At 70.3% G+C, this 12,691-nt stretch carries 12 protein-coding genes; 2 read left to right on the top strand and 10 right to left on the bottom strand.

What is annotated here, in order from left to right; translation table 11 throughout:
* Positions 1-50: 50 nt before the first annotated feature.
* A complete protein-coding gene (locus tag AB0H84_RS04995; RefSeq protein ID WP_357598286.1) occupies positions 51-1,223 on the top strand; it encodes an SLC13 family permease in 1,173 nt (390 codons plus the stop codon).
* A 13-nt stretch (positions 1,224-1,236) separates the two neighbouring features.
* Here AB0H84_RS04995 and AB0H84_RS04990 read toward each other — a convergent pair whose 3' ends face one another.
* The 7 genes from AB0H84_RS04990 to AB0H84_RS04960 form a co-directional block, all read right to left on the bottom strand.
* Positions 1,237-1,479: a hypothetical protein gene (locus AB0H84_RS04990; protein WP_357598283.1), complete on the bottom strand. Its 243-nt coding sequence runs from the start codon at positions 1,477-1,479 to the stop codon at positions 1,237-1,239.
* A 95-nt stretch (positions 1,480-1,574) separates the two neighbouring features.
* Complete coding sequence (locus tag AB0H84_RS04985; protein ID WP_357598281.1) at positions 1,575-2,390, bottom strand: inositol monophosphatase family protein; 816 nt, start codon at positions 2,388-2,390, stop codon at positions 1,575-1,577.
* A gap of 10 nt (positions 2,391-2,400) precedes the next feature.
* Positions 2,401-3,018: a hypothetical protein gene (locus tag AB0H84_RS04980; RefSeq protein ID WP_357598277.1), complete on the bottom strand. Its 618-nt coding sequence runs from the start codon at positions 3,016-3,018 to the stop codon at positions 2,401-2,403.
* Positions 3,015-4,049: a hypothetical protein gene (locus tag AB0H84_RS04975; RefSeq protein ID WP_357598274.1), complete on the bottom strand. Its 1,035-nt coding sequence runs from the start codon at positions 4,047-4,049 to the stop codon at positions 3,015-3,017. The genes AB0H84_RS04980 and AB0H84_RS04975 overlap by 4 nt, the downstream gene beginning before the upstream one ends.
* A 147-nt stretch (positions 4,050-4,196) precedes the next feature.
* Entirely contained in the window at positions 4,197-4,970 is a 774-nt protein-coding gene (locus AB0H84_RS04970) for a sporulation protein (RefSeq protein WP_344985057.1), read from the bottom strand.
* A gap of 9 nt (positions 4,971-4,979) precedes the next feature.
* Entirely contained in the window at positions 4,980-6,221 is a 1,242-nt protein-coding gene (locus AB0H84_RS04965; protein WP_357598271.1) for an SPFH domain-containing protein, read from the bottom strand.
* 1 nt (position 6,222) lies between these two features.
* Entirely contained in the window at positions 6,223-7,827 is a 1,605-nt protein-coding gene (locus tag AB0H84_RS04960) for an SPFH domain-containing protein (RefSeq protein ID WP_357598268.1), read from the bottom strand.
* Positions 7,828-8,039: 212 nt separating this feature from the next.
* Between AB0H84_RS04960 and uvrB the strand changes: the two genes are divergently transcribed.
* Positions 8,040-10,148 carry an excinuclease ABC subunit UvrB gene (gene uvrB / locus AB0H84_RS04955; protein WP_357598266.1) on the top strand — a complete coding sequence of 703 codons (2,109 nt, stop codon included), beginning with the start codon at positions 8,040-8,042 and terminating at the stop codon, positions 10,146-10,148.
* Positions 10,149-10,328: 180 nt separating this feature from the next.
* Here the strand turns inward: uvrB and AB0H84_RS04950 are convergent, their stop codons facing one another.
* The 3 genes from AB0H84_RS04950 to AB0H84_RS04940 all read right to left on the bottom strand — a co-directional run bounded on the left by AB0H84_RS04950 (position 10,329) and on the right by AB0H84_RS04940 (position 12,374).
* Positions 10,329-10,976, bottom strand: coding sequence for a metalloregulator ArsR/SmtB family transcription factor (locus tag AB0H84_RS04950; RefSeq protein WP_357598263.1), 648 nt, complete (start codon positions 10,974-10,976; stop codon positions 10,329-10,331).
* Positions 10,976-11,467, bottom strand: a complete 492-nt coding sequence (locus AB0H84_RS04945) for a cupin domain-containing protein (protein WP_357598260.1) — start codon at positions 11,465-11,467, stop codon at positions 10,976-10,978. Before AB0H84_RS04945 ends, AB0H84_RS04950 begins: the two co-directional genes overlap by 1 nt.
* Before the next feature lie 145 nt (positions 11,468-11,612).
* The gene (locus AB0H84_RS04940; RefSeq protein ID WP_357598257.1) at positions 11,613-12,374 is read right to left on the bottom strand and encodes an alpha/beta fold hydrolase; all 762 of its coding nucleotides are present in this window, start codon (positions 12,372-12,374) and stop codon (positions 11,613-11,615) included.
* Positions 12,375-12,691: the final 317 nt, after the last annotated feature.

Raw genomic sequence — 12,691 nt, 5'->3', positions numbered from 1 at the left:
TGAAATAGGGGATGCAGCGACCGAACTTTCGAACCCATAGGATTCGACGGGTGTGGCGGCGTCTTGGTGTGCTCGACAAGATCAGGATCGGCCTGCTCGGTCTCGGGGTGGTGGCCGTGCCGACCGGGCTGCTCCCGTGGGAGGCGGCGGCCGACAGCCTGGACGAGATCTGGCCGCTGCTGATCTTCCTGGTGGCGATCATCGTGCTGGCCGAGCTCACCAAGGAGGCCCAGGTCTTCGACGCCATCGCGGCGAGGATGGCGGTCTTCGGGCGCGGCAACTACGCCGCACTCTTCTTTCTTTGCACTGCTTTCGCGTCATTTATCACGATATTTCTGAACTTGGACACGACGGCGGTGCTGCTCACCCCCGTCATGCTCGCCCTGGCCCCCAAGGCCCGCATCGCCGCCCTCCCCCTGGCCATGACCACGATCTGGCTGGCCAACACCGCGAGCCTGCTGCTCCCCGTCTCCAACCTGACGAACCTCCTGGGCATGGAGAAGATCGGCCTGGACGCCCAGGAGTTCGCCGGGCGCATGTGGGCGCCGCAGCTCGCCTCGATCGCGGTGACGATGGCGTTCCTGTGGGCCTTCTACTGGCGCCGCGGCGAGCGGCGCGACCTGCGCTACACGCCGCCGCTGCTGGAGCCGGTGGCCGACCGCGTGCTGTTCGGGGCCGCGGCGGCGGGCTGCCTGCTCTTCATCGTCCTGCTGCTGCTCAAGGCGCACGTGGCCGTCGCCGCCACCGCGGCGGCCGCGATCGTCGTCGTGGCCTTCCTGGTACGCGCCCGCGAGCGCCTGACCTGGAGCCTCATCCCGTGGCAGCTCATCGTCTTCGTCACCGGGCTGTTCCTCGTGGTGCCCACGCTCAGCAGGCACGGCCTGTCCGACCTGATGACGTGGATGATCGGCACGGAGGGCGACCCGTACCGCACCGCCGCCGTCGGGGCCGGGCTCTCCAACGCGATCAACAACCTGCCCGCGTACAAGGCCGTCGAGACCGTCATCCCGTCCACGAGCCAGGACCAGCTGCTGGCCCTGCTGGCGGGCACCAACGTGGGCCCGGTCATCACGCCGTGGGCGTCGCTGGCCACGCTGCTGTGGTTCGAGTCGTGCCGCCGGCACGAGGTCAAGGTGCCGATGGGCCGTTTCCTGCTCACCGGCACGGGCCTGGCGGTGGTGGGGCTGCTCGCCACCGTGTGGGCGCTGGTGCACGTCGGCTGAGCCGGGTGAGCGATCAGGCGGCGGCCGGCGCGTAGGCGCAGGCGACCGCGTCGAGCGCCCAGCGCATCCGCGCGACGTACGTCTCGGGGTGGTCGCCGGCCTCCTGCGCCACGTACGCCGCGCACCGGCCCGGGTCGCCGCCGCACGCGCACAGCCGCTGATCCACGGCCGCGCGGATCTGGTACGGCGACAGGCGGTCGGACGGCTGCAGAGCGGTCGCGAAGAGCACCTGCGCCAGCTCGGTCGTGGTCATCATGTCGGGCTCCTCCCCTTGTGCCGTTCTCTCTGAATAGACCTCGAACGGCGGCGGAACTCATCGACAAAAGACACACATCGGCTGTGGATTTCTCCTCATTCGAGGAGGGCGAGGAGCCCGGGCATGGCCCTCGGGTGGGCGGCGACGAAGCTGCGGTCCTCGGGCGTGCCGTCGAAGCACTCCTCGAACGGCCCGCCGTCCAGCGCCCTGATCTCGATGCCCGCCTCCCTGGCCAGCAGCGCGCCCGCCGGCAGGTCCACCGCCTCGGCGCGGTAGCCCACGATGCCGTCGATGTCGCCGCGCGCCAGCATCGCCCACGACAGCAGCGGCGCCCACAGCTGCAGCAGCCTGCGCGCGTTCAGCTCCAGCGCCGACTTCAGCGCGTGCACCGCCGCGTCGCCCCTGGGCACGCCGTAGCCCTGGGTCCAGGCCAGCAGCGGCCCGTGCGGGCTCGGCGCGTACGGGGGCGCCAGCCGTACCCCTGAGGACGATCCCGCCGGAGCGGCCAGGGCGCCGCGCCCGCGGATCGCCGACCACGTGTGCGCGGAGACCGGATCGTGCACCACTCCGAGCACGGGACGCCCGCCACGGCAGAGCGCGATGCCCACCACGTAGGCGGGCAGGCCGATCGCCACGTTGTTGGTGCCGTCGAGCGGGTCGACCAGCCACGTCCACTCGCCGCCCGCGGCCCCGACCAGCCCCGACTCCTCGGCGATCACCGCATGCGACGGGTACGCCGTCAGGATGCGCTCCAGCAGCAGCTTCTCCGAGGCCAGGTCGAGATCGGTCACCACGTCGCCGGCGTCCCCCTTGGCCTGGACGCCGACCGTGCCCCGCATGCCCTCCAGGAGCAGCGCTCCCGCGGCCTCGGCGGCTTGGACGGCGACCGTGCGGGCGTGATCCAGGTCCATCGGGTGCCTCTCAGGTCAGGTGCGCGGTGATCAGGCGTACGGCCAGCTCGGTCTCGCGGGCGTCCAGCGGCTGCCTGGACACGTGGTGCGGCCCGCCGCTGAGCGGGCCGAGCGACAGGTCGCGGCTGCCGGGGCGGCCGCGTCCGAGCGCGATCGTGGCGGCCTCGCCGCCCTCGGGCACGACGCTGCTGTGGAAGCGGCCCGCGGCCAGCGTGTACGTCTCGCCGGGCCCGAACACCTCCACCAGGCCCGTCGCGTGCCGGACGGTGCGCCCGGTCGGCGAGATGCGGTCGCCGCCGGGCCCGCTGACCACCTCGAACACCCGGTGCGTGGCGTCCGCCTCGGTGTCGGTGACCACGACGTGCACGTTGCGCACCTGGCCGTAGAGGACGTGGCTCACCAGGTCCCAGCTGTGGCAGTGGATCTGCGAGGTGGTGCTCTCGGCGTGCGCGAGCGAGTCGGACCACAGGTGGATGCATACCCCCTCGCCGCCGTCGCGCTCCAGCGGCAGGCAGACGAATCCGAGCGGGTGGCGCACCGCGGTCAGGTGGCCGGCCGAGAGCGCCTCGAGGGCCCACGACCTGGCCTCGCCCCCGAGCACCCGCTGGTGGACGGCGTGGTGGCTCATGGCTCCCCATAGGGGTCGACCGCGCGTAACGCCTTGCGGGCGATGTCGACGACGTCGCGGCCGTTGTAGGACTTGGGCAGGGGCACGCCGATGCGTTCGAACAGCTCCTGCACCTCCTCGATGGTGGGCTCGTCGCTCAGCGGCACCTTCTTGTACATCTCCAGCGGCACCCGCCGCGCCTGCTCGAAGCTGAGCCGCAGCTCGGTGTCGCAGTTTTCGTAGTAGAAGGTGCCGGCCAGCGCGGTCATCGCCTTGTTGGGGTCTTCGACCGTCATGATGAGGCGGGTGGCCGACACGTCCCACCGGAACGTGGTCATCGTCGACGACAGGCCCACCGCGATGTCCAGCAGGCCGTAGCGCTGGCGGTGCCAGAAGGCGGCCAGGATCGTCGCGTACGACTCCTTCCTGGCCCGGTCGGCCGTCCACAGCTCGCCGGTGCCGTCGGGGGTGTCGGACAGCGAGCGGCGGTAGTGCGCGTACGTCTCGCACACCTCGAGGTTGGACGGGTCGATCACCTCGACCCTGACCGTGAGGTGGCGCTTGTCCCGGCGGGCGGCCGCCACGCAGGCGGGCAGGGTGACCGCGCGCAGGTAGGTGCCGGTGCCGCCCTTGAAGCTCCACCTGGAGGTGTCCTTGCGCGCCTCGGCGTGGGACTCGGCGATCTCCTCCTTGCTGCCCAGCACCCGGACGAGCTGGAGGGAGTCGAGCGCCTTGCGGGTGCTGCCGACCAGCGTCTCGATCTCCTCGAGGCGCGCCAGGCGCACGGGCAGCTCGGCCAGCGCGCCCGAGGTGATCGTCTCCTCGACCGGCGCCTGGCGTACGCGGTCGCGCAGCAGCGCGGTGGCCACCAGCGCCATGATGACCAGCGTGGCGGCGTTGACCAGCTGGGTCTGCACCTCGGTCGGGACGATCTCGTTGGGCATGATGCCGAGGACGCCGATCACGATGGCGAGCAGGAGCGCGATCGCGCCGTCGGCGTTCTGGGCCGCCCAGGGGACGACCCGCTTCACCGCCGCCATGAACCGTGCCATCGCCCCGCCCCGCCGTCCGACGATCAGTCCCCGAGGTCATGGTAACGACCGCGCGATGCGGCTGCCAGGGCACGCAAAGGAGCGATCACCTAGCCGTCACGGCCGCCGCACCGGGACGCGGCGGGGCGGCCGTGACGGCCCTGGAGGTCAGAACCAGCCGCGGTGGCGGGCCATCGCCTCCAGGCCGTGCTGCAGCGCCGCGTCCGCCGCGTGGGGCGGGTCGTCGTAGCGCACGGTGAAGCGGTTGTAGGCGTCGTGGCTCGAGGTCAGGAAGCCGCCCCGCTTGTCGGCCTCCAGGATGACGTCCATCTGCCGCGGCCCGGCGATGAACGTCAGCTCCAGCTCGTTGAAGTGGCGCCGCCACTGCCCGCCCGCGTAGTACTCGATCTCCTGGAAGAACGGCATCGTCGAGCCGTACAGCGTGCCCCGCTCCAGGTCGGCCTTCTTGAACTGGAAGCCCAGCCGGTCGAGCGCGCCGATCACGTGGTCCTGCGCCGGCAGCGGGCTGACGAACAGCGGGTCGAGGTCGCCCTTGTCGAGCGCGCCCGCCAGCGCCAGCTCCGTCTGGACGCCCAGCTTCATGCCGTGCAGCGGGTGCCCGGCGATGGCGCTGATCGGCGTCTCCCACGGGATCGCGATCTCGAACGGCTGCTGGTGCTGCGCGCCCGCGGCCAGCTGGAACGTCCCCGCGACCTGCTGGCGCAGGAAGCTGTAGGTCGTCTTGTACTCGTTGTCGCCCGACTCGACCTCCACCACGGCGGTCAGGTCGATGTAGATGCCCTCGACCTTGTAGTCGGAGTTGCCGCCGCGGAAGTGGACGACGCCGCGCAGGAGCTCGCCGGGGCGCACGCCGGTGTTGGTCAGCACCGTGTCGACTTCGACGCCCGCGCCGAACGCGGCCATTAACTTGCGGAACACCATGGGGTTCTCCTATGCGGAAGGTGTGTGGCCGTTCACGTGGCCGGTACCCGTGCCCGAGATGCGGGGGAGCAACTGGGCGAGGAGGAGGGTGGAGAGCGCGGAGTCCGACTGGCCCTGTTGGGTCCGCACGACCAGCGGCTGGGGGGCGTTCTCCGCGAGCTTGGCGCCGACGTCGAGGCGCCTGCGGGCCAGCTCGTACTGCAGCACGGCCCGGTTGTCCCGGTACGACTCGGCCAGCCGGCGCAGCGCCTTGGCCTCGTTCTCGGCGGCGGTCAGCTCGGCCCGGCCGCGCGCCTCGATCTCCCACGTCACCCGCTGCGCCTCGGTCTCCTGCTCCTCCAGCATGCGCGCCACGTCCTTGCGCGCCTTGTTGTGGGCGGCCTTGACCTCGACGACGCGGGCGTCACGGGTCTTCTTGGAGCGCTCGATCTCCATCAGCAGGGTGTCGATGCGGCGCTTGCGGGTCAGCTCCCACTCGCGCTCGTAGGCCGAGAGCTCCTTGGCCACCTTCTCGCGGGTGGCCAGATGCTGCTGGTACTGGTCGGGCAGCTGGACGTCGGGGATGTTGGCGCCCGTGATGCGCACGCCGTACCTGCCGAGCTGGCGGTTGAGCGCGTCCTGCATGTCGCCGACGTCGGAGCCGCGCAGGTCGTACGCGCGCTCGGTGTTCACCCGGCGGCTGCGCTGCCTGATCGCGTCCTGGACCGCGCTGGAGAGCACCAGGTCGAAGTTGCCCGCGCCGATCGTGCGGACGAACGCGACGGGGTCCACGATGCGGAACTTGAGGAAGAACTCGATCGACTTCAGCGGCACGTTCTCGGCGGTCGGGCAGGCCACGATCGGCGCCGAATACGGGATCTCGGTGGAGGTGTCGACGACCGCGTCCACCCGGTCCCACGGCAGCCAGAGGTAGTGGCGGCCCGGCGGGAGGACGCCGGTGATGGCGCCCCAGCGGCTGCGTACGCCGGTGGTGCCCTCCTCGATCTCGATGATGGCCTTGCGCCACATGGTGACCAGCGCCACGGCGAGGAAGAACAGCGCCGCCAGCGCGGCGATGACGGTGAGGTCCGTCAGGATCGCCATCCCGGCGAAGTAGACCGCCAGGAACACCAGCGCCATCCACGCGAAGCCGCGCCGGTCCTTGGGGATCACGACGGGCACGAGCTGGCCCTGCTCGCCGCCGCGCAGCAGCTGGCGGATGTCGCTCCAGGAGGCCAGCGATTCCTTGATCTTGGAGAACTCGCGTGTCATGTCAGCTCTCCCCCTTCCCGGGCAGCAGGCGTTCGACGGTTCGCTCCAGGTCCGCGTCGGGCTCCGGCGGGTCCTGGGGTTCGCTCACGTCGGCGGCGGCCTTCTTGAGCAGGGCGGCGATCTCGGGCTCGCGGCCGCGTACCCGCTCGCCGATGTCGTCGAGCCTGGCGCGGATCGCGGCCATGTCGTCGGCGGAGAACAGCGCGGCGCCCTTGCCGCCCACGAGCTGCTGGGCCAGGGCCAGGAAGTCGATGTCGGTCTGCTCGCCCACCTGCACCACCTGGGGCAGCCTGGTGGCGACCGACTCCAGCTTGTTCAGCAGGTCCTGCTGGAAGCGGTAGTCGAGGATCTCGGGCGCCTCCGCGGCCGACAGCGCCCTGATGTCCAGCGCCTGCGCCTCCAGGAGCGCGGCGTTGGCGTTGGCCGTGGACTCGGCCTCGACCAGGCGCTGCCTGGCCTGCGCGGTGGCCTGGTGGCTGGCGCGTTCGAGCGCGGTGTCCATGCGGGCCTGGTAGCCGGCGATCTCCGCCTGGATGGCGCTCAGCGTCTCCTGCAGCCCGGCCAGCTCCTTGACCAGGTCGCCCTCGTTCTGCTCCTTGCGCAGTTGGAGCTCGTACTCGTAGGTGTAGGCCTCCTTGGCGACGCGGACCATCTCGGGGGCGGCCAGGTCCATCCGGTACTCCTGGCTGGACGGCTCGGCGTGCGTGATGTTCACGTCGGTGAGCCGTACGGCGGGCAGGAACTGCTGGTTGAGGCTGTCCAGCATGCCGACCGTGCTCTCGCCGACCAGGTCGTAGATCTCCTCGGCCCGCTGGGCGTAGATGAGGGAGCGGGTGACCTCGCTGATGGCGTTCTGGAGCTTGGACTGGAAGCCGCTGACCGAGCCGAGCACGAAGATGAACTCCGCCGGGTTCTCGATCCTGAACTGCAGGAACAGGTCCACGCTCGCCTTGACGCCCTGCTGGGTCGGGGCCTCGCTGATCGGGGCGTTGAACGGGTACTCGCGGGTGGTGTTGACGATGTAGCTGACCCGCTTCCACGGGTTGAACAGCGTCACCCGGCCCGGGTCCGCGATGTGCACGAGCTTGCCGAACTTGGTGATCAGCGCCTTGCAGCCCTCGGGCACCATCACCACGCTGCGCCGCCACCACAGGAACGCGGCCGCCAGGAGCAGCACCACCCAGTAGTGCGGGCCGAAGATGAGATCGGTGTTCGGGATGACGTTGCCGAGCGCGCCGATCAGGCCGAGCACCACCAGGATGCCCAGCGGCACGATCACCTTCGCGGTGGTGCCCTTGGGGATCACCACCGGTGAGATGACGTGCATGCCGTTCTCGGTGAAACTGCGGTTGACGATCTCGCCGGCCTCGTTCAGCGACGCCGTTCTGGCCTCGATGACGGTGCCGACGGACACGCCGCCGTCGCGGGCCGCGGCGAAGTCGTGCGGGTTCAGCGCGAACCCCCGGGCCTGGCCGGCCAGCTGTCCGGCCTGGTCGGCGAACTGGCCCACTGCCTGCCCCATCGCCTGCCGTACGTCACCCCCTTGGGCAACCGCTTGGGCTATGCCCTGCCCTGCCTGGATCAGTGCCTCTCTGGGTCGTGACATCGAACCTTCCTTTTCCGCTACAGGCGAATCCGACCGTATCGGGTATGACTTACTGTTCGCTTGCAAGGGGATCTGGGGGCGCACTTCGGGGTGCCGGTGGAGGTCGTCTTCTCCACCAGCCCGTTCCCGCGCACAGGCGAGCGCTCGGCCTGACCTTTACCCCGGCTGCCTCGGGTGGCGTTTCTGTCGGTGGGGCGTCCTACAGTGGCAACATGCGACCGGTCACAGATTTGCAGCGGAAGGTGGCGCCGTTCGAGGTCGTCACCGAGATGACTCCCTCAGGCGACCAGCCGACGGCCATCGCCGAGCTGGAGCGCCGCGTCAAGGCCGGGGAGAAGGACAGCGTCCTGCTGGGCGCCACCGGCACCGGCAAGACGGCCACCATCGCCTGGCTCATCGAGCGGCTGCAGCGGCCCGCGCTGGTCATGCAGCCCAACAAGACGCTCGCCGCGCAGTTCGCCAACGAGCTGCGGGAGATGCTGCCCAACAACGCGGTCGAATATTTCGTTTCTTATTACGATTATTACCAGCCTGAGGCGTACGTCCCGCAGAGCGACACGTACATCGAGAAGGACTCCTCGATCAACGACGAGGTCGAGCGGCTGCGCCACTCGGCGACCAACTCGCTGCTCACCCGCCGCGACACCATCGTGGTCGCCTCCGTGTCGTGCATCTACGGCCTGGGCACGCCGCAGGAGTACGTCGACCGCATGACGCGGCTCCGCGTCGGCATGGACATCGAGCGCGACCAGCTCCTGCGCCGCCTGGTCGACATGCAGTACACGCGTAACGACCTGGCCTTCACGCGCGGCACGTTCCGGGTGCGGGGCGACACGATCGAGATCATCCCGAAGTACGAAGAGCTGGCCGTGCGCATCGAGATGTTCGGCGACGAGATCGAGAAGCTCTCCACCATGCACCCGCTGACCGGCGAGGTCATCACGGAGGACGAGGAGCTCTACATCTTCCCCGCCTCCCACTACGTCGCCGGCGAGGCACGCATGGCCGCCGCCGTCGCGGGCATCGAGGCGGAGCTGGCCGGGCGGCTGGAGGAGCTGGAGCGCCAGGGCAAGCTGCTGGAGGCGCAGCGGCTGCGGATGCGCACGACGTACGACATCGAGATGATGCGGCAGATCGGCACCTGCTCCGGCATCGAGAACTACTCGCGCCACATGGACGGGCGCGAGCCCGGCAGCGCGCCAAACACGCTGCTCGACTACTTCCCCGAGGACTTCCTCCTCGTCCTCGACGAGTCCCACCAGACCGTGCCGCAGATCGGCGCGATGTACGAAGGCGACGCCTCGCGCAAGCGCACGCTGGTCGACCACGGGTTCCGGCTGCCGTCGGCGCTCGACAACCGGCCGCTGAAGTGGGAGGAGTTCCTCGAGCGCATCGGGCAGACCGTCTACCTGTCGGCCACGCCGGGGCCGTACGAGCTGGGGCGGGTCAAGGGCGAGGTCGTCGAGCAGGTCATCCGCCCGACCGGCCTGGTCGACCCCGAGATCGTGGTCAAGCCGACCAAGGGGCAGATCGACGACCTGGTCCACGAGATCCGCGAGCGGGCCGAGCGCGACGAGCGCGTGCTGGTCACGACGCTGACCAAGAAGATGGCCGAAGACCTGACCGACTACCTCCTGGAGCTCGGCATCCGGGTGCGCTACCTGCACAGCGAGGTCGACACCCTGCGCCGCATCGAGCTGCTGCGGGAGCTGCGCACGGGCGAGTTCGACGTGCTCGTCGGCATCAACCTGCTCCGCGAGGGCCTCGACCTGCCCGAGGTGTCGCTGGTGGCCATCCTCGACGCCGACAAGGAGGGCTTCCTGCGCTCGGAGACCTCCCTGATCCAGACCATCGGCCGCGCCGCCCGTAACGTCTCCGGCCAGGTCCACATGTACGCCGACAAGGTCACGCCCTCCATGGAGCGGGCGATCGACGAGACCAACCGGCGGCGGGCCAAGCAGATCGCCTACAACGAGGCCAACGGCATCGACCCGCAGCCGCTGCGCAAGAAGATCGCCGACATCCTCGACTCGCTGCAGCGCGAGGACGCCGACACCGACCGCCTGCTCGGCGGCGGCCGGCAGCAGTCGCGCGGCAAGGCCCCGGTGCCCGGCTTCGGGGCCCGGCAGGCCGGCCAGCACGCCAAGGCGATCGCGGGCGAGATGCCGCGGGCGCAGATGGAGTCCCTGATCGACTCGCTGACCGAGCAGATGCACCAGTCGGCTGCCGACCTGCAGTTCGAGGTGGCGGCGCGGTTGCGCGACGAGATCAAGGAGCTCAAGCGCGAGCTGCGCGACATGCGCGAGGCCGGGGTCAAGTGACGCGGCACGTCATGCGCGAGGCCGGGGTCAAGTGACGCGGCACGTCATGCGCGAGGCGGGGGCGAGGTGACACGGCACGTCATGCGCGAGGCCGGGTGATGCGAGCGCGTCACCCGGCGAGGCGCCGCTGCCTTGCCGGGTGACGCCGGGCGCGTGGGGCGGTCAATGCACGTGGGCCGGTCAATGTCCGGCGCGCCTCTCGCGGCGTCGCCAGCCGAGATAGCCGCCGTCGAGGGCGCGGGCGTCGTAGCCGTGCTCGCCCAGGATTCGTACGGCCTCCGCGGACACCGCGCAGTACGGCCCGCCGCAGTACGCCACGATCCGCGCCTGTCCTGGCAGCTCGTCCAGGCGTTCGCGCAGCTCGGCCAGGGGCAGCGAGATCGCCCCCGGCAGGTGTCCGGCCGCGTAGTCGGCGGCGGGGCGCACGTCCACGACCACCGTGCCGGAGTCGGTCAGACGGGAGGCGAGCTCGTCCGCGGTCACGCCCTCCGGAGAGCCGAGTCGCGCCCGCACGGCCTCGCGCAGATCGGCGAGCCGGTCGTGCGCGAACTCCTGCAGTTCGCCCAGGAAGCGCGACACCCGCTCGTCCGCCAGCCGGTAGTAGACCCTGGCGCCCTCCTTCCTGCTGGTCACCAGGTGGGCGGCACGCAGGTGCTGGAGCTGGGCCGACGTGTTCTTGAGCGCGACCCCCGCCGCAAGGGCCAGCTCCTCGACCGTGCGCTCACGCTGGTCGAGCACGTCCAGCAGGCGCAACCGCACCGGGCTGGCCAGGGCCTTGCTGACCCGGGCCAGCTGCTGGTAGATCGGCTCCTCCGGGAACTCGGACATCAGACCATGTACTGGTCGTGGCGCAGGAACAGCTCCGTCCACTCCTCGGGGGTGAGCTCGCGGCCGGTGCCGGCGATGTCGGCGAGTTCCTCGAAGTACGCCTCGCGGGGGGCGCCGGGGGTGAAGAGGATGAGCATCGAGGCGGGCTCACCCGATTCGTTGCGGAAGGCGTGCACGCCGCCCTCGGGCACGTACAGGAAGTCGCCGGGCCTGGCCTCGGCCCACTTCTCGCCGTTGTAGAGCCGGATGGTGCCGGACAGCACGTAGAACGACTCGGTCATCGTGCGATGGAAGTGCGCGCCCGGGCCGGACGGGCGCGGTCCCATCTCCCACCGGTACAGGCCGAACGCGCCGTTCGTGGAGCCGCCCGTGCCGAGGTAGTGCACCTGCGTGCCGCTGGCCATCGACAGGTCGGGCGGGGTGTCGGCCGTACGCAGGACACCGCTGTGCTCGCCGGACTCTCCCAGGTAACGAGGCTCGGGATAGGACATTCCATCTCCTCTTATATTCTAAGGAACTTTAGAATATCCACTGCGGCATCCGCATGCAATGGTGGGGTGGTCATGACGAACGAGATGCGCCCCGTCCGCTGCTCCTCGGCGAGACACACATGTCGCAGAAGACGACCGGGCTCGGCTATGGGGTGAGGGTGGCCAGGGTGTGGACGAAGGCTTCGGGGTTGTCGAGCATGATGTTGTGCCCCGACTCCGGGATCGCGACGACCTGGACGCCGCTCGCCCGCAGGCTGTCGGCGCCCTCGGGCGGGTCGCCGTCCGGGTGGAGGAAGGCGCGGGGGATCGGGAGCGTCCTGAGGAGTTCGCGCATGGTGGGCGTGCTGCCGGCGGCCAGGCTGACGGCCGTGCGGTGGAGCCCGCGCAGGTCCGCCAGGCGCATCGTGGACCACCAGTGGGGGCCCACGCGGTCGCGTACCTCCTTCCACCCGTGCGACACGAACTCCTCCTCGGTGTAGCTCGCGATCCCGCTGCTGCCCGGCTGGACCAGGGAGGGCGGATACGGGTCGAGGTTGGCGTCCACGAGGACCAGGTTCGCGACCAGCTCCGGGTGGCGTGCGGCCAGGACGATCGCCACCGCCCCGCCCATGCTGTGGGCGATCATCGACGATCCGGCGACCCCGGCCTTGCGCAGCGCCTCGGCCAGGGCGTCCGCGTGGGCCTCGAGGGTGTAGGCGAAGTCGCTCGGCCGGTCGCTGATGCCGAAGCCGAGCAGGTCGATCAGGAGGGAACGCTTGCGAGGCAGGAGCGGGTGGGCGGCGACCTCCGCGTAGTAGGGGGCCGAGGTGGCGCCGAGCCCGTGAACGTAGACACGCGCCGGATCGGCCCCTGGTAGCTCGACCCAGCGCATGCGGGCGCCGTTGGGGTGAACGATGGCATCGTGCATGGCGGCTTCCTTCACATCGAGTCGCTCTAAGTCCTCCGGGACGCCCGGCACTCTACCCCGAGGAGCCGTGAGCCCACCGTCCCGGCTTCTCCGGTGCTCATTCTTCCGCTGGGCTCCCGGCTGTGAGCAGCCGGGTTCCCCTCCGCACCCCTCCGGCCTTCCACATCGGCTCCTCGGCCGAGGCCGGCGGCATGGCGCAGCGTGGTGAGCTGGTCTAGAGGAGCGCGTACTCGACGGCCGTGACGGCGGCGGCCGCGGCCTGCATGGCCGCGGCGGCGGCCAGCGCTACGGCGAGCATGACGGCGAACCTGATGGCA

Source organism: Nonomuraea sp. NPDC050786 (assembly GCF_040654115.1).
Taxonomy (GTDB): domain Bacteria; phylum Actinomycetota; class Actinomycetes; order Streptosporangiales; family Streptosporangiaceae; genus Nonomuraea.
This window is presented reverse-complemented; position numbering and strand designations above follow the sequence as displayed.

Excerpts from the sequence above, each read along its gene's own strand:
- AB0H84_RS04975 (WP_357598274.1), bottom strand. The coding sequence starts at position 4,049 with ATGGCACGGTTCATGGCGGCGGTGAAGCGGGTCGTCCCCTGGGCGGCC.
- AB0H84_RS04970 (WP_344985057.1), bottom strand. The coding sequence starts at position 4,970 with ATGGTGTTCCGCAAGTTAATGGCCGCGTTCGGCGCGGGCGTCGAAGTC.
- AB0H84_RS04945 (WP_357598260.1), bottom strand. The coding sequence starts at position 11,467 with ATGTCCTATCCCGAGCCTCGTTACCTGGGAGAGTCCGGCGAGCACAGC.
- AB0H84_RS04965 (WP_357598271.1), bottom strand. The coding sequence starts at position 6,221 with ATGACACGCGAGTTCTCCAAGATCAAGGAATCGCTGGCCTCCTGGAGC.
- AB0H84_RS04980 (WP_357598277.1), bottom strand. The coding sequence starts at position 3,018 with ATGAGCCACCACGCCGTCCACCAGCGGGTGCTCGGGGGCGAGGCCAGG.
- AB0H84_RS04960 (WP_357598268.1), bottom strand. The coding sequence starts at position 7,827 with ATGTCACGACCCAGAGAGGCACTGATCCAGGCAGGGCAGGGCATAGCC.
- AB0H84_RS04940 (WP_357598257.1), bottom strand. The coding sequence starts at position 12,374 with ATGCACGATGCCATCGTTCACCCCAACGGCGCCCGCATGCGCTGGGTC.
- AB0H84_RS04950 (WP_357598263.1), bottom strand. The coding sequence starts at position 10,976 with ATGTCCGAGTTCCCGGAGGAGCCGATCTACCAGCAGCTGGCCCGGGTC.
- uvrB (WP_357598266.1), top strand. The coding sequence starts at position 8,040 with ATGCGACCGGTCACAGATTTGCAGCGGAAGGTGGCGCCGTTCGAGGTC.
- AB0H84_RS04985 (WP_357598281.1), bottom strand. The coding sequence starts at position 2,390 with ATGGACCTGGATCACGCCCGCACGGTCGCCGTCCAAGCCGCCGAGGCC.
- AB0H84_RS04990 (WP_357598283.1), bottom strand. The coding sequence starts at position 1,479 with ATGATGACCACGACCGAGCTGGCGCAGGTGCTCTTCGCGACCGCTCTG.